Genomic DNA, 25,874 nt, shown 5'->3' with positions numbered 1-25,874 from the left:
AGCATGGACGTCGGTTCCGTCGTCAACACCACCGGTTCGGGCAGCACCACGACCGCGACCAAGAATGCGCAGGACACGCAGGACCGCTTCCTGAAGCTGCTGGTCGCCCAGATGCAGAACCAGGATCCGATGAACCCCATGGACAACGCCCAGGTCACGACCCAGATGGCGCAGATCCAGACGGTCAGCGGCATCAGCACGCTGGACACCAGCCTCAAGGCCCTGTCGTCCCAGATGGCCCAGACCCAGGCGCTGCAGAGTGCCTCGCTGATCGGCCGCGACGTCACGATTGAAGGCAACCGGCTCAAGTTTGGCACCGACACGGCCACCGGCGTCTACCAGCTCGATGGCGCCGCGGACCGCGTCAAGCTGGAAGTGCTGAGCCCGGCCGGCTCCGTCATCGACACGGTGGAGCTGGGCGCCCAGAGCAAGGGCATGCAGGAGTTCAGCTGGCCGATGAGCAAGGCCGGCGGCAACGCCAGCCTGAACTACCGCATCACCGCCACCAGCGGCACGGCGGCAGTGACCAGCACCACCTATTCGCAAGACAAGGTCGAGGCCATCAACATCAGCGGCTCCAAGGCCCTGCTGCAGCTGAGCACGCTCGGCACCATCGACTACAGCAAGATCGTGACGATCGACTAGGCCGCCGCCAACATCGTCCACGACCACCCTCTCTTACAGCAAGGACTCGCATCATGGGCTTCCAGCAAGGTCTCTCCGGTCTGAACGCCTCGAGCAAGAACCTCGAGGTCATCGGCAACAACATCGCCAATGCCAACACCTTCGGCGCCAAGTCCTCGCGGGTCGAATTCGCCGACCTGTATGCCGCCTCGCTGAGTGGCGGCAGCGCCAGCAGCATCGGTATCGGCACCCAGTTGGCGGCGGTGGCCCAGCAGTTCACCCAGGGCAACATCACCATCACCGAAAGCTCGATGGACCTGGCCATCAACGGCGGTGGCTTCTTCCAGCTCAGCGACGGCAAGAACCCGGTGGTCTACAGCCGTAACGGCCAGTTCAAGGTGGACCGCGAAGGCAACATCGTCAACAACGGCAGCCTGAGGCTGCTGGGCTATCCGGCCGACTCCAACGGCAAGATCCAGCCCGGCCTGGCACAGCCGCTGAGCCTGCCGACCAAGGGCATCGAACCCAAGTCGACCACCCGGGTGGACATGGAGTTCAACCTCGACTCGCGGGCCGCCGCGACGGCACCGTACACGCTGTCGGATCCGACCGACCCCAACTCCAAGGTCGACGCCCTGGGCATCACGCTCAACGACCCGAGCACCTACAACAACGCCACCTCGATGACGGCCTACGACGCCAAGGGCCAGCCGGTGGCGGTGACCATGTACTTCCAGAAGGCCAACAACCCGGAAGCGGGCACCGGCTACGACGTCTGGAACCTCTACATCACGGCCAACGGCAAGCCGGTCGAACTCGACTCGGCCGGCGCGGCCATCGTCCTGGACGCCAACGGCAATCCGACCACGCCCTACACCCAGCTCAAGTTCGCGGCCACCGGCGGCTCGCCTGTCGTTCCCGGCCCCGGCATCAAGCTGGACCTGCGCCTGCCCGCCGGCACCAATGCCTCCGGTGCCTCGACGCTGCCCATTCCCTACGACGATCCGCTGAACCCCGACCCCAATCTGCTCGGCATCGAGTTCGACATCACCGGCGCGACCGAGAGCGGTGCCAGCTTCGGCGTCACCGACCTGACGCAGAACGGCTATGCACCGGGCCAGCTGACCGGCATCGTGGTCGAGAAGAACGGCATCGTGACTGCCCGCTATTCGAATGGTGAATCCAAGCCGGCCGGCCAGGTCGAGCTGGCCTCGTTCCGCAACAACCAGGGCCTGGCGCCGCAGGGCGGCAACGTCTGGGCTCGCACCAACACCTCGGGCGAACCGGTGGTCGGCGTGCCCGGCGACGGCAACCTCGGCGTGCTTCAGCCCGGCGCGCTGGAAGAGTCCAACATCGATCTGACCGCCGAGCTGGTCAACATGGTCACGGCGCAGCGCGTCTACCAGGCCAATGCCCAGTCCATCAAGACGCTGGACTCGGTGCTGCAGACGCTGGTGAACCTGCGCTGACCCTGAGCCTCTAGGAGCACGTCATGGACCGCATGATCTACCTGTCGATGGCCGGGGCCAAGGCCTCGATGCAGCGCCAGGACGTGCTGGCCAACAACCTGGCCAATGTCTCGACCAACGGTTTCCGCGCCGAGCTGGCGGCCTTCCGCGCCGTGCCGGTGCGCGGCGACGGCGCCAGCACGCGCGCCTATGCGCTCGAGACGACGATAGGCTACAGCAGCGACGCCGGCGCCATCACGCCGACCGGCCGCAACCTCGACGTGGCCATGAAGGGCAATGCCTGGCTGGCCGTGCAGGCCCTGGACGGCACCGAGGCCTACACCCGCGCAGGTGCGCTGGACGTCAACGCCGAGGGCCTGCTGGTGCAGCGCAACGGCCTGCAGGTGATGGGCGACGGCGGCCCCATCCAGGTGCCGCCCGACAGCGAGCTGACCATAGGAAGTGACGGCACCATCAGCGCCAAGGGGCCGACAGGCCGGCCGACCAATATCGCCAAGCTCAAGCTGGTGACGCCCGAGGCGCCGCTGACCCGCGGCACCGACGGCCTGTTCCGCGCCGGCGATGGCGACCTGCCGGCCGATGCCACGGCACGGCTGCAGGACGGCGCCCTTGAAGGTTCCAACGTCAGCCCGGTCGAGACCATGGTCGCCATGATCGCGGCCTCGCGCCAGTTCGAGCAGCAGATGAAGCTGCTGCAGATTGCCCAGACCCAGGGCCAGCAGTCCGCCAAGCTGCTCGGCACGTCCTAAGGAATAGCCATGATCCGCTCACTCTGGATTGCCAAGACCGGCATGGAAGCCCAGCAGACCCAGCTGGACACGATCTCGCACAACCTTGCCAACGTGGCCACCAACGGCTTCAAGCGTTCGCATGCGGTGTTCGAGGACCTGATCTATCAGAACCTGCGCCAGAGCGGCGCCAACAGCACCGAGCAGACCCAGCTGCCCACCGGCCTGCAGGTCGGCCTGGGCGTGCGCCCGGTCGCCACCTCGCGCATCTTCAGCCAGGGCAATCTCCAGCAGACCAGCAACAACCTGGACCTGGCGATCAAGGGCAGCGGTTTCTTCCAGATCCAGATGCCCGATGGGACGACGGCCTACACCCGCGACGGCGCCTTCCAGCTCGACGCCAACGGTCAGATGGTCACCAGCAATGGCAACACCGTGCTGCCCGGCATCACCATCCCGGCCAATGCCCTGAGCGTGACGGTGGGCCAGGACGGCACCGTCAGCATCACCGTGCCCGGCCAGGCGACCCCGCAGACCGTGGGACAGCTCCAGCTGGCCACCTTCATCAATCCGGCCGGCCTGGAGCCCAAGGGCCAGAACCTGTTCGCCGAGACCGCTTCGTCGGGCACGCCCAATGCCGGCTCACCCAATGCCAACGGCATAGGCTCGCTGCAGCAGGGTTTCGTCGAAACCTCCAACGTCAACGTGGTCGAGGAACTGGTCTCGATGATCCAGACCCAGCGCGCCTACGAGCTGAATTCCAAGGCCGTGCAGACCTCGGACCAGATGCTGCAGAAGCTCGCCCAGATCTGAGCAGGAGTGGCGCTCATGAAGTTCTTCCGCCTTGGTCTTCTCGCCGCCGCCTCCTGGCTGCTGTCCGGTTGCGGCGCGCTCTATCCGCAGCCGCATGTGGAAATGCAGAACCAGCCCGTGGTGATGATGCCTGCGGCCGCCAACACCGGCCCCTCCAACGGCTCGATCTATCAGGCCAGCAGCTACCGGCCGCTGTTCGAGGACCACCGCGCCCGCCTGGTCGGAGATACCGTCACCATCCAGATCACCGAAAAGGTCTCGGCCAGCCAGAGCTCGACCAGCGAGCTGGCCAAGGACGGCGCGCTGTCGGCCGGCGTCACCGCCCTGCCCGGCATCTCGTCCAATTCCTTCGGCCGCGCCTCGGCCGGCGCCACCTCGTCGAACAAGTCCACCGGCAAGGGCGCCAACCAGAACAACAACGAGTTCAGCGGCACGATCACGGCCGTGGTCACGGCGGTGCTGCCCAACGGCCATCTGATGATCCAGGGCGAGAAGCAGATCGGCGTCAACCACAACGTCGACGTGCTGCGCTTCTCCGGCCAGGTCGACCCGCGGGCCATAGGCCAGGGCAATTCGGTCGCCTCGACCCAGATCGCCAATGTGCGCATCGAACAGCGCGGCCGCGGCGCCACCGCCGACGCCCATGGAATAGGCTGGCTATCCAGGTTCTTCTTGAATCTTTGGCCGACTTAAGTTTCGGAAGAATCGGCAGACAGGACCCTCTCCTGCTGCCGCCATGTTTTCCGTACAAGCCCCCCGAAATCTGCTGAAGGCCGTCGTCGCGCTGGGGCTGCTGATCGCCGCCGCGCTGCAACCGGCCCTCGCCACCCGCATCAAGGAAATCGCCGCCGTCCAGGGCGTGCGTTCCAACCCGCTGACCGGCTACGGCCTGGTCGTGGGTCTGGACGGCACCGGCGACCAGACCACGCAGGCCCCGTTCACCGGCCAGAGCCTGTCGGCCATGCTGCAGCAGTTCGGCATCCTGCTGCCGCAAGGCGTGCAGATGCAGCCGCGCAATATCGCGGCCGTGCTGGTGACCGCCAGCCTGCCGCCGTTTGCGCAGCCGGGCCAGCAGCTGGACATCAACGTCTCATCCATAGGCAACGCCAAGAGCCTGCGCGGCGGAACCCTGATCGCCACGCCGCTCAAGGGCGCCGACGGCCAGGTCTATGCCCTCGCCCAGGGCAATCTGATCGTCGGCGGCGCCGGCGCCGCGGCGGGCGGCTCCAAGGTCCAGATCAACCACCTGAGCGCCGGCCGCATCCCGGCGGGCGCCCTGGTCGAGCGCGCGGTGCCCAATGCCCTGCAAAGCGGCGACGCCATCCAGCTCGACCTGAACGCCAGCGACTACGCCACGGCCCGCGCCGTGGTCCGCGCCATCAACCGCGCCAAGGGCGATGGCACCGCCCAGGCGTTGGACGGGCGCGTGATCCGGGTCAAGGCCCCGGCCGGCACCGACGAGCGCGTCGCCTTCCTGGCCGATGTCGAGAACCTCTCGCTCGAGTCCAGCGAGCCGGCCGCCAAGGTGGTCATCAATGCCCGCACCGGCTCCATCGTCATGAACCAGGCGGTGCAGCTCTCGGCCTGCGCCGTGGCCCATGGCAGCCTGTCGGTGACCATCAGCACCACGCCCATCATCAGCCAGCCGAACGCCCTGTCCGGCGGACAGACCACGGTGGCCGAGAAGACCGACATCGCGATCAGGCAGGAGCCCGGCAGCCTGATCCAGTTGCCCGCCGGCACCAAGCTCAGCGAGGTGGTCAAGGCCCTCAATGCGCTGGGCGCCACCCCGCAGGACCTGCTGGCCATCCTGCAGGCCATCAAGAGCGCCGGCGCCCTCAACGCCGAGCTCGAGGTGATCTGATCATGAGCAGCAGTCCCGTCTCCGCCAACACCGACAACCGCTCGATCGAGGCGCTGCGCGCCGCGGCCGCGCGCGACCCCAAGTCCTCGGTGCGCGAGGCGGCCAAGCAGTTCGAGGCCCTGTTCATGCAGGAAGTGATGAAGAGCATGCGCTCGGCCACGCTGTCCTCGGGCCTGCTCGACAACTCGGCCACCCAGCTGGGCACCGAGATGCTGGACACCCAGTTCGCCCAGAAGATGACCGGTCTGCCTGGTGGCCTGTCGGACGCCATCACCCGCCAGCTGCAGCGCCAGATGGGTGTGAGCCCGGACAAGGCCGAGCCCGCCAAGCCGGCCGCCCTGCCCTCGCTGACCCGGAAGAACGTCCAGCCCCATGTGCAGGACTTCATCCAGAAGCACGACAGCGCCGCCAAGGCGGCCTCAAGCGCCACTGGAATCCCCGCCAGCTTCATGCTGGCCCAGGCCGCCCATGAGTCGGGCTGGGGCAAGCGGGAGATCGTGGCCAAGGACGGCACGAACTCGTTCAACGTGTTCGGCATCAAGGCCACGCCGGGCTGGACCGGCAAGACCGTGGACGTGCAGACCACCGAGTACGTGGACGGCAAGCCGCAGAAGGTGACGGCAAAATTCCGCGCCTATGCCAGTTACGAGGAGTCCTTCAAGGACTACGCCCGGCTGCTCGGCAACAACCAACGCTATGCTCAGGTCGTGGCCCAGGCTCAGGCGGGCGGCAATGCGAGCGCCGAGCGCTTTGCCCAAGGTCTGCAAAAGGCCGGCTACGCCACCGACCCCGACTACGCCAGCAAGCTGGCCCGGGTGATCAACACCACGGTGCGCGTGCAGCGCGCCATGGCCTGAAGACGAAGGGAGCTGAGCGATGGGAACCTCCGCGCTGCTGTCCCTGGGCATGCGGGCCATGTTCGCGAACCAGGCCGCCCTGAACACCGTCGGCCAGAACATTGCCAACGCCAACACGCCGGGCTATTCGCGCCAGCAGGTGGTGCTGACCACGCCCGAAGGCCAGTTCACCGGCTCGGGCTTCTTCGGCAAGGGCGTCAATGTCCAGACCGTCACGCGGGCCTACAACGAGTTCCTGACCAAGGACGCGGCGGCTTCCAAGTCGCAGGCCTTCATGGACTCGACCCGGCTGACCAACCTGCAGCAGCTGGAGAAGCTGTTCCCGCCCGGTGACCAGGGCCTGGGCCAGGCGGCCAACCAGTTCCTCAATGCCATGGTCGACGTGGCCAGCCGTCCCAGCGACCCCTCGGCCCGCCAGGTCGTGCTGGGCCGTGCCCAGGAGCTGGCGGCCCGCTACGCCAGTGCCGGCCAGCAGCTGGCCGACCTGCAGGCCGGCCTGGTCAGCGACCTGCGCGCCAACATCAACGTGGTCAACCAGCTGGCCACGCAGATCGCCGCGGCCAATGACCAGATCGCCCGCAGCACCGGCTCCGGCCACACGGCCAACGACCTGCTGGACCAGCGCGACCAGCTGATCAACAAGCTCAGCGAATATGTGCAGGTGAGCACCCTGCCATCGGAAGACGGCACGGTGGGCATCTTCATCGGCGGCGGCCAGCGCCTGGTGCTGGGCTCGATCGCCCAGCAGCTGGACGTCGCGCCCGACACCTATGACGGCAATCGGGTGCAGCTCTCGATCACCGAATCCAGCGGCAAGCGCCGCCTGGACGAGAGCGTGCTGACCGGCGGCTCGATCACCGCCCTGCTGCGCTACCAGAACCAGGACCTGCAGGACGCCCGCAACCTGGTCGGCCAGTTGGCCGTGGCTTTCGCCAAGCGTGTCAACGACCAGCAGGCCCTGGGACTGGACTCGTCCACGCCCCCCGGCAAGGGCTCGCCCATCTTCAGCTTCGCCGAACCGAAGACGCTGCCGGCTTCGACCAATGCGCGCAATCCGGACGGCACCTTTGCCTCGATGCTGACCGTGCAGATCACGGACGCCAGCCGCCTGCGCCCTGAGTCCTACGTGCTCAAGGCCGACCCCAGCGGCACGCCCGATTCCTACATCATGACGACGCGCCCGGGCGGCACCAGCGTCACCCTGACGGCCGCCCAGATCGAGTCGCAATACGGATTCCGGGTCACGGCAAGCGGCGCTGCCTTGGGCCCTGAAGACGCCTTCCTGGTCGAGCCGGTGGCCCAGGCCGCCGTGACCATGAAGCGCACGCTGGACTCCACCAACGGCATTGCCGCCGCCGCTCCGATCACGGCCGTGGTCGACGTCAACAACACCGGCACGGCCACCGTCGAGTCGCTCTACGTGGTCAACAGCAAGTACGACCCGGCGCTGCAGCCGATGTCGGTGCTGTTCGGCACGGTCGATCCGGTCGACCAGAGCGTCAACTACACCCTGACCCTGGCCGACGGCAGCACGCTGCCCGGCAAGTGGCGCCCGGGCGCCAAGATCGGCAACGAGCCGGCGGCCGGCATCGACCTGGGCTTCGAGCTGACCCTGAACGGCGTGCCGCGCGACGGTGACGTGATCACCACCGGCATCACCCAGTTCCCGGCTTCGAACAATGCCAATGCCAAGGCCTTCCTGAACATCCAGACCGAGATGTTCGTCGGCCGCACGCCCCAGCCCGACGGCAGCGTGCGGGCCGGGGCCACGCCTTCGGATGCCTATGCCGCGGCCATGACCAATATCGCCTCGCGGGTCCAGGGGGCGCAGTACCTGAGCGAGGTCTCGACCAGCGTCGCCAGCAATGCCGAGGCTACGCGTGCCGGCCAGGTCGGCGTCAACATGGACGAAGAGGCGGCCCGGCTGATGCAGTACCAGCAGGGCTACCAGGCGGCCGCCAAGATGCTGCAGACCGCGCAGACCATCTTCGACGAACTGCTGAAGCTGGGCTGAAGGAGCTAGAACATGAGAATCGCCACCCTGAACATGTTCGATGCCAGCATTGCCAACCTGCAGAAGCGGCAGGAGAACATGCAGTCGGCCCAGGAAAGGCTGACCTCGGGCAAGCGCGTGCTGCTGGCCAGCGACGACCCCACCGGTGCCGCGCGCGCCGAGCGGGCCATGGCCGCCATCGGCCGGGTCGATGCCAACCAGCGCGCCCTGGAAGCCAGCCGCAACGGCATGACCCTGAGCGAAGCCGCCCTGGGCGATGCCACCGAACTGCTGCAGCAGGCCCGGGAGACCATGCTGTCGGCCGGCAACTTCAGCTATACCGATGCCGAGCGCCAGGGCCTGGCCAACAAGCTCAAGGGCCTGCGCAGCCAGCTGCTGGGCATCGCCAACCGACCGGACGGCAGCGGCGGCTTCCTGTTCTCGGGCCAGGGTTCGGCCAACCCGCCCTTCGTCGACCAGGCCGGCGGCGTGCGCTTCAACGGCACGCCGGGCTCGGTGCAGACCGGCAACTTCGACAACTTCCCGCTGACCGTTGACGGCCGCCGGACCTGGGAGCAGGCCCGCACCGGCAACGGCACCTTCGTGACCGAGCCGATGGACAACGTCAACACCGGCGCCTCGCCCAAGGCCTGGGTGGACTCCGGCCGCGTCACCGACGCCACGCTGCTGACCGGCCACGAATACCGCATACAGATCACCGGCGACGACCCCAGCGCCACCTACGACGTGATCGACGTGACCACCGGCGGCTCGGTGGCCACCGGCTCCTACCTGAACGGCGGCGGCATCAGCTTCGAGGGCATTGCGGTCTCGCTGTCGGGCCGGGTGGTCGATGGCGACCAGTTCTCCATCAAGCCCTCGACCAGCGACCTGAAGCTGTTCGACGTGCTGGACCGGGCGATCAGCGAGCTCTACACCGGCTCGCGCACCAATGTGGAGATCGCACAAAGCAACTCCGGCCGGCTGCGCGACCTCGACTCGCTGATCAGCAATATGCAAAATGTCCGCAGCCAGGTCGGCGAACAGTTGAATAATCTGGACGGCACCGAAGGTCGCATGGCGGCGCTGAAGCAGTACAACCAGTCTGAACGTTCGTCGGCCGAGGACCTGGACATGATCGAGGGCATCTCGGATTTCCAGAACCAGCAGAGCGGCTACGATGCAGCGCTGAAGACGTATGCGATGGTGCAGCGCATGAACCTGTTCCAGTACATCAACTCCTAGGTTTGGATGAGCAGTAGCAGCAGCAGTTTCGCGATCTGGGGCTCGGTGGCCCTGGGATACGCCCCGATGATCGACCGTCAGCATCAGGTCACCGCGACCCGGCTGACGGTTTTTCCATTGCGCCCGGACCTGCGCCTGGACGCCGCCGAGCTGATCGCGGCGCTGGCCGCGGCCTGGCCCGAGGGCGGCAAGACCGTGGTGCTGAACGCGGTCAGCGAAAGCCTGCTGGCCGACCTGCTCAAGACCCCTGCCCCCAAAAACCTGCTGATCGAGCTGCCGGCCTTCATGGCCACGGACTCGGCCCAGGCCGAATCGCTGGCCGGCGTGCGCCAGCGCGGCGGCAAGCTGGTGCTCAAGGGACGTCCGCTGCAGGCCGTGGCCGCCGAGCTGCAGCCCTGCTTCGGCCACTCGCTGCTGGACCTCGACGAAGAGCGCGGCGGCGACGGCAACCCGCCCTGGCCGGGCTGTCCCAAGCTGGTGTCCGGCGTGCGCAGCTCGTCCGACATCGAGGAAGCCTTCAAGCGCAATGCCACAGCCGTGATGGGCTGGCCCATGCAGGGCAGCTACGAGGCGCCGGCCGGCGCACCGGCCAAGGTCGAGATGCAGAGCGACCTGCAGGTCATCGTCCAGCTGATGGCCCAGGTCGACCAGGGTGAGGACAGCGACAAGATCGAACGCACCTTGCAACGCGACCCCACCCTTGCCTTCAAGCTGCTGCGCTACATGAACTCCGCCGCTTTCGGCCTGCCGGTCGAGGTCAGCTCCTTCAAGCACGCCATCATGCTGCTGGGCTATGCCCGGCTGAAGCGCTGGCTGGCCCTGCTGCTGGCCACGGCCAGCAAGGACCACAGCATGCGTCCCATCATGTTCGGCGCCCTGCGCCGCGGCCTGCTGATGGAAGAGCTGGCCAAGGGCATGAGCGAGTCGGAGATGCGCGACGAGATGTTCATCTGTGGCCTGTTCTCGCTGCTGGACCACATGCTGAAGCAGCCCTTCTCAAAGCTGCTGGAATCCATCCCCATGCCGGAGCGTGTGCGCCAGGCCCTGGTGGACGAAAGCGGCCCCTACCAGCCCTACCTGGAGCTGGTACGCGCCATCGAGCACGAGTCGGCCTTCGACTACCGCAGCGCCGCCGACCAGCTGATGCTGGGCGCGCAGGAAATCAACGACTGCGTGATGCGCGCGCTGGCCAAGGCCGCGCAGCTCGAGTGAGCTGTTGAAGCTTCAGCGCAGCGCCCGGGCCGTGCCCAGGTAGCCGCTGAAGCGTCCCTGGGCATCGAGGCAGACCTGGGCCCGCAGCAGCCAGCGGCCCGAGAACTGGACGGCCGGCCCGGCGTCCACCCGCCCCTGCACCAGCAGCTCGCCCAGCGGCGCCTGCTCATCAAGGCGCTGGCGCAGCCGGGCCTCGCCGCCGTCCACCAGCTCGAACCTTTCCCACAATGCCTGGGTCGCGGCACCGCCCACCCAGGACGACGACGGCGCCCCCAGCGGCGCCTGCCAGCGCACCAGGTGATGGCCGGCATCGGTCTGCCACAGCCAGTCCGGCTGCAGATGGGCCAGGGCCTGGGCATGGAGGCGAGCCTCGCGCAGGGCCTCGCCATAGCGCTGGCGCGTCAGGCGCACGCCCACGTGCCAGCCCACGGCCGTCATCACCACGACCAGCACCGTGCTCAGCAGGAGCGTGAGCAGCACATGGCCTTGCTGCGGCTCGGACAGCACCAGCCACAGCAGCGCTGCCACGACGGCCAGCGCCAGCAGCAAGCCCAGGGCCCACCAGGGTGGACGACGCGACGAGGCGCCGGCTTCGCTGAGACTGTTGTTCGTCATCTCAACGATTGTATGTAGCGCCCTGTCGATAACCCGATCAGCGTTGCCCCCGCTAGACTCGGCCGGATCGAAGTACCAAGCTCCCGTCCATGACCGCGCCCGATCCGCAGCGGCCGCTTGCTCCCGAGCCGGCCGAAGCCCTGCCGCAATTGCCCGCCAGCCTGGGACTGGCGGACCTGCAATTGCTGGCTGACCAGTTGCCGCTGGGCGTGCTGCTGATCGATACCCAGCAGGCGCGGCTGCTGCATCTCAATCGCGAAGCCGAGCGCCTGCTGGGCCTGCGCCGTCAGCAGGCGCTGGGCCAGACGGTGCAGGCCGTCCTCGACCCGGCACTGGCTGCCCTGTGCGAGCCGGCCCGCTGGCTGGCCCTGGCCCAGGGCCGCCGCGGCGCCCGCGAGGAACTGAGCATCGGCGGCCATCTCAGCGTTCAGGTGCAGCGCAGCGTGCTGGCCTGGAGCGGCCTGCGTCGGCCGGTGGGCATGCTGAGCCTGGCCGACCTGGGCTCCAAGCGCCAGCTGGAACGGGCACTGCGCGAGAGCGACACCCGCTTCCGCGAGGTCACCGACGCGGTGCGCGAATGCCTGTTCGTCACCACGCCGGAATGGGACCGCCTGCATTTCGCTTCGCCGCTGCTGCTCGACATGCTGGGCCTGAACAGCATGGACCTGCGCCAGGGGCCCCAGCTGTTGCGCGAGCGCATACATCCCGACGATCGGGCGCTCTACGACCGCCGCCTGCTGGCCCAGGCCCAGGGCGAGCCCGGCGACATGGTATTGCGGGTCCAGCACCCGACCAAGGGCCAGCGCTGGCTCAGGCTGCGCACCCGGCTGCAGGCCCATGGCCAGGCCGAATCGCTGGTCTACGCCATCCTGGCCGACATCACCGAAGAACACGAGAGGCACCGCGAGTTGCAGCGGGCGCGGGATGTGGCCGAGGCCGCCAGCCGGGCCAAGAGCGAGTTCATGGCCACCATGAGCCACGAACTGCGCACGCCCATGAACGGCATGCTGGGCATGACCGAGCTGCTGCTGGGCACGCGGCTGGACTCGGTGCAGCGGCACTATGCCGAGACCTCCTACCGCAGCGCCGAGACCTTGAACCGCTTGCTCGACAACGTGCTGGACTTCGCCCGCGCCTCCTCCGGTCAGATGAAGCTCGACCGGCAGGACTTCGAGCTGTCCAGGCTGGCCGAGCGCTTGCAGCAGGCCCTGGCGCCGCGCGCCGAAGGCAAGGGCCTGCAGCTGGAACTGCGGCTCAGCGCCCTGCTACCGCAGCGCATCCAGGGTGATTCGGCCCGGCTTCAGCAGGTGCTGCAGCTGCTGCTGGACAACGCCATCAAGTTCACCCGCGAGGGCCGCGTGGCCCTCAACATCGGCCTGCAGGCCGGCACGGCCCAGCGCCTGCTGTTCGAGGTGGTCGACAGTGGCGAAGGCATTGAGCCGGAGCGGCTGTCACGCTTGTTCAAGGCCTTCAGCCCCGGCGACAGCAGCCTGTCGCGCGCCCATGGCGGTGCCGGCATGGGCCTGGCCACGGCGCGCCAGCTGGTCGAGTTGATGGGCGGCGAGATCGGCGCCGAAAGCCAGCCCGGCCAGGGTTCGCGCTTCTTCTTCAGCCTGCCGCTGGAAAGCAGTGACGACCCGGCCGCCGCGCCGGCCGAAGTGGCCGAGTCTCCGGCACCGGCCCATGCCATCCTGGTCGTCGAGGACAACGCGGTCAACCAGGAGGTGCTGCGCGAGATGCTCGCCCAGCTGGGCTACCAGGTCGAGGTGCGCAGCGACGCACTGCAGGGCCTGCAGGCGCTGTGCGAGAAGCGCTACGACCTGGTGCTGATGGACATCCACATGCCCGGCATGGACGGCATGGAGGCGCTGAGCCTGTTCCGCCAAGGGCCGGGCACGCGCTTCGCCTTTCGCACACCGCCAGGCACGCCGGTCGTGGCGGTCACCGCCAATGCGCTGGATGGCGACGAGCGCCGTCTGCTGCAACATGGCTTCGACGACTACCTGTCCAAGCCGCTGCGTCGCAACCAGTTGATCGACATGCTCAAACGCCGCCTGCCGGTGAGCAGAGCGGACGCCTCACCGGAGCCTGCCCTTATGGAGTCTTCTCCCCCGTCCCCGCCGGCCAGCGGCACCACCCAACTCGACGCCCTGGCCCTGGCCAAGCTGCGTGAGCTGGACCCCACCGGCGGCAACCAGTTGCTGAACCGCATCATCCAGGCCTACATGAAGTCGCTGGACCGGCTGCTGCCCGATCTGGCCCAGGCGCGGGCGGCCGGACTGGACCTGGGCGGCATCCGCCATGTGGCCCATACGCTGAAAAGTTCGTCTGCCAGCTTGGGCGCGCTGGCACTGGCCCAACGCTGTGCTGAAATAGAGGCGCTGGCCCGCAACGGCCAGACCGAGGGCCTGGAGGCCCAGCTGGACGACATGCTCGCCGAGATCGAGGGCGTGCGTGCCGCACTGAACCAACTGCTGACAACCGCTTCATGACTGCACTGGGCTCCCAGCTCGACGATGACCTGCCCGAGCAGCCGCGCGTGCTGCTGGTCGACGACGACGAGGTCAACCTGCTGTTGACGGCGATCGCGCTGCGCGAGCGCGGCTTCGACATCACCGAAGCCAGCAGCGGCGAGCAGGCCCTGCGCATGATTGCCGAATGGTGCCCGGACGTGATCGTGCTGGACGCGCTGATGCCCGAGCTGGACGGCTTCGAGACCTGCGTGCGGCTGCGCGAGCTGCCCGGCTTCGAATCGATCCCGGTGCTGATGCTGACCGGCCTGGACGACGAGGCCTCGATCAACCGGGCCTACCAGGTCGGCGCCACCGACTTCTTCGTCAAGTCCAACCAATGGAGCCTGCTGGCCGGCCGGCTTCGGTATCTGTTGCGCAGCTCGCGCACCCGCATCGAACTGGAGCGCAGCAAGGCTCGATTGGCCCGCGCCCAGGACCTGGCCCGCATGGGCAGCTTCGAATGGCACCGCGACTCCGGCGGCTTCGTGCCGGCGGTCGAGGCACTGCGGGTGTTCGGCAAGAGTCCTGTCGAGAGCCTGGACTTCATCGGCGCCATGCGCATGGTGCCGACCGACGAACGGGCCCAGTTCCTGCGGCTGCTGCGCGACGTGCTGGCCCACAATTCGGTGCTGGTGACCGACCTGCCGGTGACCCTGCTGGACGGCCGCCAGCGCGTGATCCACATCGAGGCCGAGCCCGAGTTCAACGAGCACGGCAACGCCAGCGGCTACACCGGCGTGCTGCAGGATGTGACCGACCGCCGCATGGCCGAGGACAAGATCCGCCAGCTGGCCAATTTCGACGCCCTCACCGGCCTGCCCAACCGCCACCAGCTGATCTGGCGCGCCGAACGCGCCATCGACCAGGCGCGCCGCAGCGGCCATGAGGTCGGCCTGCTGCTGATCGACCTGGACCGCTTCAAGATCATCAACGACACGCTGGGCCACGCGGCCGGCGACGAGCTCTTGATGGAAGTGGGCCGGCGGCTGCGCCGCTGCGTGCGCCATTCCGACCAGGTCATGGAAGGCATGCTGGAGGCCGTGGGCTCGCGCTCGCACCGCTCGCTGGAGGCCGTGGGCCGCCTGGGCGGCGACGAATTCGTGGCCCTCTTGCCCGAGATCACCGACGAACGCGACGCCGAGCGCGTGGCCGACCGGGTGCTCGAGTCCATGCGCGAGCCGTTCTTCATCGCCGGCCAGGAATGCTTCGTCACCGCCAGCGTGGGCATTGCGCTGTATCCCCGTGACGGCATGAGCATGGCCGACCTGCTGCGCAATTCCGACGTGGCCATGTATGCGGTCAAGAACCAGGGCCGCAACGCCTCGGCCCTCTACACACCGCAGCTGGCCGGCCGCGGCCGCGAGAAGCTGGAGCTGGAGTCGGCCCTGCACAAGGCCATAGAGCGCGACGAGATCGTGCTGCACTACCAGCCCAAGGTCGACGTGCGCTCGGCCCGCATGGTGGGCGCCGAGGCCCTGATGCGCTGGAAGCGCGGCGACAAGCTGGTGCCGCCGGGCGACTTCATCCCGCTGGCCGAGGAAAGCGGCCTGATCGTGCCGCTGTCCGAATGGGCGCTGCGCGAGGCGGCCCGCCAGGCCAAGGTCTGGCAGCTGAACTTCGGCTTTGCCGATTCCATCGCGGTCAACCTGCCGAACCGGCTGTTCGAGCGCTCCGACCTGGTCGAGCACATCCACCAATGCGTCAGCGCCTATGGCGTGCCGCACCGTGCCATCCAGCTGGAGATCACCGAGACGGGCCTGATGAAGGACCTGCAGAACGTGATTCCCTCGCTGCACCGGCTCAACGAGGTCGGCGTCGAGATCTCCATCGACGACTTCGGCACCGGCTATTCCTCGCTGGCCTACCTGACCACGCTGCCGATCTCCGAGGTCAAGATCGACCGCAGCTTCGTGCGCGACCTGGGCATCACGCCGCAAAGCTCGGCCGTGGTCACGGCCATCATCGCGCTGGCCCGTTCGCTGGGCCTGCGCGTGATCGCCGAGGGCGTGGAGACGCTGCGCCAGATGGAAGTGCTGCACCGCCTGGGCTGCTCGCTGATGCAGGGCTTCCTGTTCAGCAAGCCGCTGCCACCCGACGAGTTGGAACATTGGTTGGCCCAGACCGTCTTGCCGCGCAAGGCGCCCTGGATTGCCCAGGCCAATCCGGAGTCGGCGGCGCTGGACGCCGCCAGCGAGCTGGCCCGTCCGCTGGGCAAGCGCTGACTGCACCGCATGAAGCAAACGCCGGCCCAGCTCGCCAAGGCAGCCCTGCAGCGCCTGGTGCTCGCCAAGCAGGAGCCAACCCCCGAGAACTACGCCCGTGCCTATGCCGCCGAGGCCGGCGAACCGGCGCCCGGCGAAGCCCTGCCCGAGAAGGCCGAGCGCCTGCTGGGCCGGCTGGTCGGCCTCAGCGCCCATGACGCCCAGGCCCGGCTGGACCTGAACACCGCGATCAAGGAAGGCCGCTGGGACGACGCGCTCAAGCGCGCCGAAAAACTGGCCCAGAGCGAAAGCGCCGGCGCCCAGGCCGAGGCCCTGGCCGGCTTGCTGGAGCGCCTGATACGTGGCCTGGAGCGCGGCGGCCGCTCCTGGACCGTGGCACGCAAGAAAGACGGCGTGCAACGGGTGCTGGAGAGCAATCGAAGCGACCAGCAACGCCTGATTTCGCGGTTGCGCCAGCTGGTGTCCAGCTGGGACAGCGATTCGGCCGGCGGCTCGGTCGACACCGCGGTGGACGAAGAGGAAGGCGGTACGCCCAGCCAGTTCTTCACCGAAGACGAAATGCAGCAGGAGGCGCCGCCGAGCACCCGCAGCGGCGGCCTGGACACGCTGGTGCCTGACAGTGGACGCTGGCCCGACGTGGCCGACACCCTCAACGGCACGGTGCGCCATGCGCTGCGCAGCGAAGATGCCCGCGCCATGCAGCTGTCGGCCGAGCTGGACAAGGCCCAGGCCCGGCTGCGCGAAGGCCGGGTGGACGAGGCCGAGGTCCGCCAGATCGACACCCTGTGCCAGCGCGCGCGGCTGATGCTGGACCACCGCTCCCATCTGTTCGGCCAGATGGGCGGCCTGGTCAAGGAGCTGACCGCCAGCCTGGTGGAACTGGCCGAGGACGATTCCTGGGCCCAGGGCCAGTGCGAGGCCATGAACGACCAGCTGACGCAAGGGCTGTCGGCCCGCGGCGTGCGCTCGGTCGGCGAGCTCTTGCACGGCACACGCGAACGCCAGAAGGCGATCCGCGAGGAGCGCAGCAAGGCGCGCGATTCGCTGAAGTCGCTGATCCACAAGATGCTGGCCGAGCTGGGCGAGCTGGGTCAGCATACCGACCGCTTCCAGGACAGCGTGGGCCGCTATGCCGAGGTCATAGAAAAGGCCGATTCGCTGGAAAGCCTGGCCGGCGTGGTGCGCGAGATGGTCGAGGAAAGCCGCAGCGTCCAGGCCCTGGTCAAGCAGACCCAGAGCCGGCTCAGCGAGGAGCATTCCAAGGCCACCGAGCTGAGCCGCAAGGTCGAGGCGCTGGAAGACGAGCTGCGCCGGCTCTCGGCCGAGGTGCAGACCGACCAGCTGACCAAGATCGCCAACCGCCGCGGCCTGATCGCCAGCTTCGGCACCGAGCAGGCCAAGTTCGAGCGCGAAGGCTCGCAGCTGGCACTGGCCCTGCTCGACATCGACAACTTCAAGAAGCTCAACGACACCCTGGGGCATGCGGCCGGCGACCAGGCCCTGGTCGCGCTGGCCGCCCGCTGCACCGAGCTGCTTCGTCCGGGCGACCTGGTTGCCCGCTACGGTGGCGAAGAGTTCGTGCTGCTGCTGCCGCGCACCCCGATTGAAGAAGCGGTGCAGGTGCTCACGCGGCTGCAGCGTTCGCTGTCGGCCAGCCTGTTCATGCACGAGGGCCAGCAGGTCTTCGTCACCTTCTCGGCCGGCGTCACCCTGTACCGCCGCGGCGAGACGCTGGAGACGGCGCTGGACCGCGCCGACGAGGCGCTCTACCAGGCCAAGCACACCGGCAAGAACCGGGCTTGCGTGGCCGAGTAGCCCGCGCTTTCTTCAGAACTTGAAAGCCAGCCTCAGGCCGCCCCAGTGGCGGCCCTTGACCGTGATGGGCGCGCTGGCCTCCTTCAGGAGCACGAACTTGCCGCCGCCCATGTCGCGGCGGTAGGTCTGCAAAAGGAAGGGCTTCTCGTTGCGGGCCGAGGCCAGGCCGGTGCGGTCGTTGAAGACTCGGCGGTAGCGGCTGTTGGCCGTGTTCCAGACCACGTCGCCGGCGCGCTGCGGTTGGCAGTACTGGCGGTTGTGCGTGGCCACGTAGCCGTTGCGGTCCACGGCGATGCAGAACACCACCTTGTCGCTGAGCTGGAGCATGCGTTCCTGCACCGCCGGGAACAGCTGGTCGGCCAGCTCGACGAAGCCGGTGAGGAATTGGGCCGGCTCGGTGCCCGCGATGGGCCGGTAGCTGGCGTCGAACACCTGGTCGTCACGGATGCGGCCGTCGCGCAAGGCCTGCTCCAGCAGCGACGAGATCTCGCCGGCCGCCTCCTGGGCGGCGCGGATGAAGGGTGAATCCTCGACCTCGACGCCGCTCTGGGCGATCTGCTCGATCAGGGTCTCGGACACGCTGAGGAAGCGGTCGCTGCAGGCGAAGGCCACCTCCAGGTCGGTCATCACGCGCCGGGCTGCGGCGCCGGCGCTGGCCAGGCGGTCGGCCAGGGCTTGCACCGTGGCCTGGCTGGCCTGGGCCGAACGGTCGATGGCCTCGACATCACGCTCCATGTCGGCAAACGCGGCATGAATGCCCGCGCCCTTGGCCTGCGATGAGCGGCCACCGTCATTGCTCAGCTCGCGGCTGAAGGCATCGATGCGGGCGTCCAGCGTCGCCACCGTGGTCACGATGGCCTTGGCCGACTGCTCGACCTGGGCGGCCAGGTCCTTGACCGCATCGGCCACCACGCCGAAACCGCGGCCGGCCTCGCCGGCCCGCTTGGCCTCGACCGAGGCATTGAAGGCGACCAGGCGGGTCTGCAAGGCAATCTTGGTGATCTGGCCCGCGGCGTCCTCGACCTGCTTGAGGTTCTGCACGATGCCACCGACCTCGCCGGCAATGCGGCCCAGGGCCTCGCGCGAATGTTCGACCGCGCCGCGCGTCAACTGGGTGGACTGGCTGATCTCGGCCTGCGAACGCTGCACCTGGCCCAGCTCGGCGGCCAGGGCGCTCATGGTTTCGTCCTGGGCCTGCACCGCCTTGCGGGTGTCTTCGAGCACGCCGCGCACCTCGGCCGCATCGCGGCCCACGGTGGACACCGTGTGCGAAAGGGTCTGGATGGTCTCTAGCGGTCCCCGGCCGGCCGGCTCGGTCCGCGACGGCGCCGGATAGGCGCTGCTGCGCTTGCTGAACATGCGGCTGTCTCCACGACGCGGCTCTTGGCGGCCGCCGCGAATCAGCTTAGCAGTTACCAGTCGCGCAGCTTGACCCGAAGTCGCGCAATCGCCTGGCTGTGTAGCTGGCAGACACGCGACTCCGTCACCTTGAGCACGGCGGCGATCTCTTTCAGGTTCATGTCATGTTCGTAGTACATGGACATGACGAAACCTTCGCGCTCGGGCAGGTTCTTGATGGCACCGACCAGGGCCTCGCGCATGCGATGGTCCTGCAGCATGGCCATGGGGTTGGCGGCCTCGTCGGCCACATGGCGGTCCAGGTAGTCGTCGTCGCCGTCGTCGCCGGACATGTCTTCAAGGTAGACCAGCTGGGTGCCGCGCACCTTGCCGAGCAGCTCCTGGTAGTCCGGCAGGCTCAGGCCCATCTCGACGGCAATCTCACTCTCGTGCGGGGCGCGGCCCAGGCGCTGTTCCAGCTTGTGGACCGCGGATTCGATCTCGCGCTGCTGGCGGCGGGTACCGCGGCTCATCCAGTCGCCGCCGCGCAACTCGTCCAGCATGGCGCCGCGGATGCGCTGGGTGGCAAAGGTCTCGAACTGCACGCCCTGGGAGATGTCGAAGCGGGAGAGCGCGTCGGTCAGGCCGATCAGGCCGACCTGGATCAGGTCGTCCAGCTCCACATTGGCCGGCAGCTTGGCAATCATCTGATGGGCCAGGCGACGGACCAGCGGGCTGTACTGCTTCAGCATCGCGGTGGTCTCAAGGCGGCCCTTGGCGGTGTACATCGTCTTCTCCTGCGTACTCACAGCGACGCCACCGGGGTGGCGCGCCTCGGCTGGCGCACGATGGGGCGCAGCGGCTCCGCGTCGGCCGAGGCCTCAAGCATCGCTCCAGGCGGCGCGGCGATCAAGAGTTCACGGGCCAGAAAGCGCATTTCCGCGGACATTGGCACACTGGCGCGCTGGCGCGGGTCCAGGCAGGCCCAGTCGCGCAGCACCGCGCCCAGGAATCCATCTGCGCAGGAGCTGATCTGCTGGGCGATTCTTTCCGACAGGCGCAGCTGCGGCGGTGCGGCCAGCAGCAGGCTGTAGACCATCAGGCCGGCCCGCTGGGCCAGCCATTTCATGCCGGCATAGGCATGGGTGACGCTTTGCGGGTCGGTGTCGGCCAGCAGCACCGGCCGCAGCTCGCGCGAGGCGACCACCCGGGCCAGCTCGGCGGCCGGGGCATGCAGCAGCACCACGTCGGCCTGCGGGCAGGCCTCGGCCACCGCCTCCAAGAACTGGGCCGCCGAGCCATTGGCATTGATGTAACGCATGGGCAGGCCGCGGGCCGCCAGATACGACACCGCGCCAGACAGACGCTCTATGCAGGCCGACAGGTCCACCGCCGCCAGCTCGTTGGCGGCCGGCGACATCTCGCCAGCATCCACCACCAGAGTATGCAGGCCCAGCTCTGAGAAGGCGGCGCACAGGCCTTCCAGCAAGGCGCCCGAACCCACCACATGAGGATTCGAGAGCACCGGCACGAAGCGCATCTGCGAGCCGGCGAACAGGCGTCGCAGGCCGTCGGCCTGGTCCAGCGGTCGCTGCTGCTTCGGGGACGGTTGGCGTTCGTGCATCGGGTGCCCTGGCGTCTGGAGGTTGCGGTTCAGCAGTTGCCCATGGGCTGGGCCATTTCCATGGCCGGGCCGCCGGCGAAGATCAGGTTCACGTCGGAGGCGTCCATCCGCCAGGCCGGTGCGGCCACGCTGCGCAGCGCGCGCTGCACCAGGGCCGGAGCGGTCAGGCGGTGCCAGTCCTCGGGCACGCGCTGGCCGTTGGTGACGGCGAGCACGCGCAGGCGGTGGCGGATCATGGTGTCAAGGGCCGGCGCCAGGCGTACGGCTTCGTCGATCTTGCTCAGCACGATGCCGTAGGCCTCGCTGCCCTTCCAGGCGCTGACCACGTCGTCGATGGTCTCGCCCTGCTGGGCGGCATTGACCACCAGCAGCTTGCGGATACTCGGATGCTTGAGCATGTCCAGCAGCTCGGCCGTGCGGCTGTCGCGCTGGGCCATGCCGGCGGTGTCGATCAGCACCATCTTCTTGTTGGCCAGCAGCTCCAGCAGGTCTTCCAGCGAAGCGCGGTCATGGGCGGTATGCACCGGCACGCCGAGGATGCGGCCATAGGCGCGCAGCTGCTCATGGGCGCCGACCCGGTAGGCATCCAAGGTGATCAGGCCCAGGTGGGCGGCGCCGAAGCGGGTGGCAAAGGCGGCGGCAATCTTGGCCGTGGTCGTGGTCTTGCCCACGCCGGTCGAGCCTATCAGGGCGAATACGCCGCCCTGCTCTTCCAGGGCCGGCGAATGCTCATCGGTCTGCAGATTGCGGGACAGCACATTGGCAGCCCAGGTGCTTTCGTCCGGGCTGTGGTGCTCGGCCGGCAGGCCTTCGACCAGCTTGCGCACCAGGGCCGGCGAGAAGCCGACCTCGAGCAGCTTCTGGGTCAGCTGGGCCTGGGCCGGCTGGCGCTGCAGCTTTTCCATGAACGCCAGGGCGCCGAAGCGCTCCTCGATCAGGCCCTTCATGGAGCGCAGCTCGTTGAGCATGTCCTGCTGCTCGCGGCGGCCGCGGCCCAGGTCGCGCTCGGCCAGCGTGGGAATGGCGGGCGGCTCGATGCGGATCTCGTCGCGCAGCACCGGCGGCGTGATGCGGCGCGGTGCCGGCTCGGGCATGGGCTCGGGCTGCACGGCGCGGCGCGGCTGCATGGCCTTGAGGGCCGCCTCGGCGCGGGCACGGCGGGCGTGCTGCATCGAGGTCACCGATTCGTCTTCATCACGAGCCGGCATCGCCATGGCCGGCGGTGCCGGCGGCAGCACCGGGTCGGGCTGGCCGTTCAGCTCGGCCTGGCGGCGCTTGAGCATGCGCTCGCGCACATAGTCCTGGAAGGACAGCGTGCTCATGGCCAGGGTCTGCACATCCTGGCCGACCTCGCCGCCGGCAAAGCCGGGCTCGACGCGCGACCGGGCGCGCAGGCCGCCGGTTTCAGCCGGACGGGCCTGCACGCGGCTGGGCGAGCGCGGCTCGGCGCGCGGGGCGCTGGCAGCGGCACGTTCGATCTGGTCCATGCCTTCGGGCGCCATGGCCAGCACCTCGACGCCGCCGGCGCAAGGCTTGTTGGACAGCACCACGGCTTCGTCACCAAAGGCCTGGCGAACCAGGGTCAATGCCTCGCGGGACGTACGGGCAGTAAAGCGCTTCACATTCATGCCGTACCTCCAATGATCGAGCCAATGCGGATGGAATGGGTTTCAGGAATCTCGCTGTGCCCCAGCACCTTGAGCCGCGGCGCGGCGCGGCGCAGCAAACGGGCCATGGGGGCGCGGATCAAGTCGGGCACCAGCAGGCAGGCGGGCACGCCGCGGTCTTCCTGGCTTTGCATGGTGTCGGCGGCGCTGCGGGCCAGGGTGTCGGCCACGCCGGGGTCCAGGGCCGCACCATGCGGGGAATTCAGGGCTTGGGTGACCAGGCGTTCCAGCTCGGGCTCCAGCGCGATCACGTCCAGTTCCTTCACCGGGCCGTAGATCTGCTGGACGATGGCCGGCGAGATATGGACGCGGATGCGGCGGGCCAGCTCGATGGGGTCGGTGGTCAGCGGGGCGTTCTCCGCGATGGCCTCGACGATGGAGCGCATGTCACGGATGTGCACGCCCTCGTCCAGCAGGAGCTGGAGCACTTTTTGCAGTGTGGCGATGCCGACCATCTTGGGTATCACGTCTTCAATCAACTGGGGCGCTTGCTTGGTCAGATGCTCAACCAGTTGCTGGGTCTCGGTGCGGCCCAGCAGCTTGGCCGCGTGCACTTGCATCAAGTGTGAAAGATGGGTGGCAATGACGGTCGAGCAATCAACGACGGTAAATCCGGCCAATTGGGCAGCGTCGCGCTGGCGCTCGTCGATCCAGACAGCGGGCAGGCCGAAGGCGGGGTCGGTGGTCTGGGTGCCGATCAGCTTCTGCGTCGCATGGCCGGGATTGATCGCCAGCCACATGCCCGGGAAGGCCTCGGCCTCGCCGACCACGGCGCCGCGCAGGCTCAGACGGTACTGGCTGGGCCGCAGCTCCAGGTTGTCGCGGATATGGACCGAGGGCGGCAGGAAGCCGACCTCCTGGGCGAACTTGCGCCGCACGCCCTTGATGCGCGACAGCAGATCGCCTTCGCGGGTCTTGTCGACCAGCTGGATCAGGCGGTAGCCCACCTCCAGGCCCAGCACGTCCACCGGCACTAGGTCTTCCCAGCTGGCCTCGCCACCGGGTTCGGTGGTGGCAGGCGGCGGCGCGGCGGCCGCAGCGGCCGCCGCGGCCACGGCCTCCTGCTGCTTGCCGCGCATCCACCAGGCCAGATAGCCCGCGCCCGAGGCGATCAGCAGGAAGACCACATGCGGCATGCCGGGGATCAGGCCCAGCGCGCCGATCACGCCGGCGGTGATGGCCATGGACTTGGGCGAGCCGAAGACCTGGCGGCCGATCTGCGAGCCAATGTCCTTGTCCTTGCCGACACGCGACACCACCATCGCGGCCGAGACCGAGATCAAGAGCGCCGGCACCTGGGCGACCAGGGCGTCGCCGACGGCCAGCAGGATGTAGCTGTCGGCGGCCTGGCCGGCCGACAGGCCATGCTGGGCCACGCCGATGATGAAGCCGCCGATGATGTTGATGAACAGGATCAGGATGCCGGCCACGGCATCGCCGCGCACGAACTTGCTGGCACCGTCCATGGAACCGAAGAAGTCGGCTTCATCGCCCAGCTCGGCGCGGCGGCGCTTGGCTTCCTTCTCGTCGATCAGGCCGGCGTTCAGGTCGGCGTCCACCGCCATCTGCTTGCCGGGCATGGCGTCCAGGGTGAAGCGCGCGCCGACCTCGGCGATGCGCTCCGCACCCTTGGTGACCACGATGAAGTTGATCACCACCAGGATGGCGAACACGATCAGGCCGACCGCGAAATTGCCGCCGATCAGGAAATGGCCGAAAGACTCGATCACCTTGCCGGCCGCGCCGGTGCCGGTGTGGCCCTGCAGCAGCACGACGCGCGTCGAGGCCACGTTCAGCGACAGGCGCATCAGCGTGGTCAGCAGCAGCACCGAGGGGAAGGCCGCGAAGTCCAGCGGCTTGATCATGTGCGAGGCCACCATCATCACCATGACGGCCATGGCGATGTTGAAGGTGAACAGCAGGTCCAGCGCGAACGGCGGCAGCGGCAGCACCATCATCGCCAGCACCAGCAAGACGGCGATGGGGGCTCCCAGCGCGCGCAGGACGGCCGCACGCGGGCCCAGCAGGGCTTGCAGACGCTGCATCAGCGGATTCATTCCTCAGCCTCCTCGTCGGCCATCGCGACGGGCTTGTTGTGCGGATCGAGCTCGGCCGGCACCGCCGGATCGGGCTGCACTGGCATGGCACCCCGGCCGGCCAGCGCGGCCTTGAGCTGGTAGACATAGGCCAGCACATGGGCCACGGCGGCGAACAGGGCGGCCGGTATTTCCTTGTCCAGCTGCGAATGCGCGTATAGGGCACGGGCCAGCACGGGCGACTGCAGCACCGGCACCTTGGCGTCCTTGGCGAGGTCGCGGATCTTCATGGCCAGCAGGTCGGCGCCCTTGGCCACCACGATGGGCGCGCCCATGCGAATCTCGTCGTACTTCAGCGCCACCGCATAGTGGGTCGGGTTCATCACGACCAGGTCGGCCTTGGGCACGGCCGCCAGCATGCGGCGCTTGGCAATCTCGCGCATGCGGGCGCGGACCTTGGCCTTGATCTCGACGTTGCCCTCGACCTCCTTCATTTCCTGCTTCGCTTCCTGGCGCGACATCTTCAAGCGCTTGAGGTAGAGGAAACGCTGCAGCGGCACATCGATGACGGCGAACAGGGCCAGGGCCAGTCCCAACAAAGCCAGGCCGGACATCAGCTGGCGGCCGGCGTAGCTGAGCGCGGCCGGCAGCGGCACGGACATGATGCCCACGTAGGCCGCCATGCGGTCCTTCAGCACCACGGCGCCGACGGTGCCCAGCACCAGGGCCAGCAGCACCGCCTTGAGCGCCTGGCCCAGGCCCTGCCACTGGACCAGGCGGGCAAAGCCGCTGACCGGGTCCAGGTGCGAGAAGCGCGGCGCCAGCGGCTTGAAGGTCAGGTTCCAGCCGCCGCTGGCCAGGTTGGCCGCCACGGCCACCAGCATCAGCAGTGCGCCCATGGGCAGCACGAACATCATCAGCCGGCCGGTCATCTGGCCCAGGCGCTCGCCCAGCACGCCGGGGCGGGCGAGCAACTGGGCGTCGAAGCTCAGGCCGTCGCGCAACAGCTGCTGGGTCCAGTCGCTGAGCATGGGGGCTGCGGCTGACAGCATGGCCCCGGCCGCCAGCAGCATGGCGAAATGCGCCAGGTCGCGTGAGCGCGGCACTTGGCCCTCGGCCCTCGATCTCTCGATCTTTTTGGCTGAGGCGGGAAGGTTGCGGTCCTGTGCGTCGAAGTCGGCCATGGCGGGGTCGGGCGCCCGTGGAGCGCCGTCCCGTCATTGTTGGACGCGAGGGGTG

General features: G+C 68.2%; 20 protein-coding genes. 13 read left to right on the top strand and 7 right to left on the bottom strand.

Annotated features, from left to right (window positions below; genetic code table 11):
- The first annotated feature begins 3 nt into the window (after positions 1 to 3).
- From QT382_RS00490 to QT382_RS00445, 10 genes are read left to right on the top strand one after another with little or no spacing between them, the layout of a single operon-like run.
- The gene (locus QT382_RS00490; protein ID WP_289252091.1) at positions 4 to 645 is read left to right on the top strand and encodes a flagellar hook assembly protein FlgD; all 642 of its coding nucleotides are present in this window, start codon (positions 4 to 6) and stop codon (positions 643 to 645) included.
- A gap of 53 nt (positions 646 to 698) precedes the next feature.
- Positions 699 to 2,093 (top strand): flagellar hook protein FlgE, encoded by a 1,395-nt coding sequence (gene flgE, locus QT382_RS00485; protein WP_289252090.1) that lies wholly within the window; start codon positions 699 to 701, stop codon positions 2,091 to 2,093.
- Positions 2,094 to 2,116: 23 nt separating this feature from the next.
- A complete protein-coding gene (flgF, locus tag QT382_RS00480; protein ID WP_289252089.1) occupies positions 2,117 to 2,842 on the top strand; it encodes a flagellar basal-body rod protein FlgF in 726 nt (241 codons plus the stop codon).
- A 9-nt stretch (positions 2,843 to 2,851) separates the two neighbouring features.
- Positions 2,852 to 3,634 (top strand): flagellar basal-body rod protein FlgG, encoded by a 783-nt coding sequence (gene flgG / locus QT382_RS00475; protein WP_289252088.1) that lies wholly within the window; start codon positions 2,852 to 2,854, stop codon positions 3,632 to 3,634.
- A 15-nt stretch (positions 3,635 to 3,649) separates the two neighbouring features.
- Complete coding sequence (locus QT382_RS00470; RefSeq protein ID WP_289252087.1) at positions 3,650 to 4,327, top strand: flagellar basal body L-ring protein FlgH; 678 nt, start codon at positions 3,650 to 3,652, stop codon at positions 4,325 to 4,327.
- A gap of 43 nt (positions 4,328 to 4,370) precedes the next feature.
- On the top strand, positions 4,371 to 5,498 hold the full coding sequence (locus tag QT382_RS00465; protein WP_289252086.1) for a flagellar basal body P-ring protein FlgI: 1,128 nt from the start codon (positions 4,371 to 4,373) through the stop codon (positions 5,496 to 5,498).
- A gap of 2 nt (positions 5,499 to 5,500) precedes the next feature.
- Complete coding sequence (flgJ, locus tag QT382_RS00460; protein WP_289252085.1) at positions 5,501 to 6,355, top strand: flagellar assembly peptidoglycan hydrolase FlgJ; 855 nt, start codon at positions 5,501 to 5,503, stop codon at positions 6,353 to 6,355.
- Between the two features lie 19 nt (positions 6,356 to 6,374).
- The gene (gene flgK, locus QT382_RS00455) at positions 6,375 to 8,369 is read left to right on the top strand and encodes a flagellar hook-associated protein FlgK (RefSeq protein WP_289252084.1); all 1,995 of its coding nucleotides are present in this window, start codon (positions 6,375 to 6,377) and stop codon (positions 8,367 to 8,369) included.
- 12 nt (positions 8,370 to 8,381) lie between these two features.
- Positions 8,382 to 9,593: a flagellar hook-associated protein FlgL gene (gene flgL, locus QT382_RS00450; protein WP_289252083.1), complete on the top strand. Its 1,212-nt coding sequence runs from the start codon at positions 8,382 to 8,384 to the stop codon at positions 9,591 to 9,593.
- 6 nt (positions 9,594 to 9,599) lie between these two features.
- The gene (locus QT382_RS00445; RefSeq protein ID WP_289252082.1) at positions 9,600 to 10,805 is read left to right on the top strand and encodes an EAL and HDOD domain-containing protein; all 1,206 of its coding nucleotides are present in this window, start codon (positions 9,600 to 9,602) and stop codon (positions 10,803 to 10,805) included.
- Between the two features lie 12 nt (positions 10,806 to 10,817).
- On the opposite strand, the gene QT382_RS00440 is transcribed toward QT382_RS00445, so the two are convergent.
- Entirely contained in the window at positions 10,818 to 11,420 is a 603-nt protein-coding gene (locus tag QT382_RS00440) for a hypothetical protein (RefSeq protein ID WP_289252081.1), read from the bottom strand.
- Between the two features lie 89 nt (positions 11,421 to 11,509).
- Between QT382_RS00440 and QT382_RS00435 the strand changes: the two genes are divergently transcribed.
- Genes QT382_RS00435 through QT382_RS00425 form a run of 3 tightly spaced genes read left to right on the top strand, consistent with a single transcriptional unit; the run spans position 11,510 to position 17,970 of the window.
- A complete protein-coding gene (locus QT382_RS00435; RefSeq protein WP_289252080.1) occupies positions 11,510 to 13,912 on the top strand; it encodes a PAS domain-containing hybrid sensor histidine kinase/response regulator in 2,403 nt (800 codons plus the stop codon).
- Positions 13,909 to 16,155 (top strand): putative bifunctional diguanylate cyclase/phosphodiesterase, encoded by a 2,247-nt coding sequence (locus tag QT382_RS00430; protein WP_289252079.1) that lies wholly within the window; start codon positions 13,909 to 13,911, stop codon positions 16,153 to 16,155. The genes QT382_RS00435 and QT382_RS00430 overlap by 4 nt, the downstream gene beginning before the upstream one ends.
- Before the next feature lie 9 nt (positions 16,156 to 16,164).
- Positions 16,165 to 17,970, top strand: coding sequence for a GGDEF domain-containing protein (locus QT382_RS00425; protein WP_289252078.1), 1,806 nt, complete (start codon positions 16,165 to 16,167; stop codon positions 17,968 to 17,970).
- A gap of 12 nt (positions 17,971 to 17,982) precedes the next feature.
- On the opposite strand, the gene QT382_RS00420 is transcribed toward QT382_RS00425, so the two are convergent.
- Genes QT382_RS00420 through QT382_RS00395 form a run of 6 tightly spaced genes read right to left on the bottom strand, consistent with a single transcriptional unit; the run spans position 17,983 to position 25,819 of the window.
- Positions 17,983 to 19,329 carry a methyl-accepting chemotaxis protein gene (locus QT382_RS00420; protein ID WP_289252077.1) on the bottom strand — a complete coding sequence of 449 codons (1,347 nt, stop codon included), beginning with the start codon at positions 19,327 to 19,329 and terminating at the stop codon, positions 17,983 to 17,985.
- 53 nt (positions 19,330 to 19,382) lie between these two features.
- Positions 19,383 to 20,096, bottom strand: coding sequence for an RNA polymerase sigma factor FliA (locus QT382_RS00415; RefSeq protein ID WP_289252076.1), 714 nt, complete (start codon positions 20,094 to 20,096; stop codon positions 19,383 to 19,385).
- A 17-nt stretch (positions 20,097 to 20,113) separates the two neighbouring features.
- Positions 20,114 to 20,932 carry a MinD/ParA family ATP-binding protein gene (locus QT382_RS00410; RefSeq protein WP_289252075.1) on the bottom strand — a complete coding sequence of 273 codons (819 nt, stop codon included), beginning with the start codon at positions 20,930 to 20,932 and terminating at the stop codon, positions 20,114 to 20,116.
- A 29-nt stretch (positions 20,933 to 20,961) separates the two neighbouring features.
- Entirely contained in the window at positions 20,962 to 22,560 is a 1,599-nt protein-coding gene (gene flhF / locus QT382_RS00405) for a flagellar biosynthesis GTPase FlhF (RefSeq protein ID WP_289252074.1), read from the bottom strand.
- Complete coding sequence (gene flhA / locus QT382_RS00400) at positions 22,557 to 24,656, bottom strand: flagellar biosynthesis protein FlhA (RefSeq protein WP_289252073.1); 2,100 nt, start codon at positions 24,654 to 24,656, stop codon at positions 22,557 to 22,559. Before flhA ends, flhF begins: the two co-directional genes overlap by 4 nt.
- The gene (locus QT382_RS00395) at positions 24,653 to 25,819 is read right to left on the bottom strand and encodes an EscU/YscU/HrcU family type III secretion system export apparatus switch protein (RefSeq protein WP_289252072.1); all 1,167 of its coding nucleotides are present in this window, start codon (positions 25,817 to 25,819) and stop codon (positions 24,653 to 24,655) included. The genes flhA and QT382_RS00395 overlap by 4 nt, the downstream gene beginning before the upstream one ends.
- Between the last annotated feature and the right edge of the window lie 55 nt (positions 25,820 to 25,874).

It is taken from the genome of Pelomonas sp. SE-A7, assembly GCF_030345705.1.
Classification (GTDB): Bacteria; Pseudomonadota; Gammaproteobacteria; order Burkholderiales; family Burkholderiaceae_C; genus JAUASW01.
Note: the sequence above shows the minus strand (reverse complement) of the source record. Positions and strands in the feature narration are given on the sequence as shown.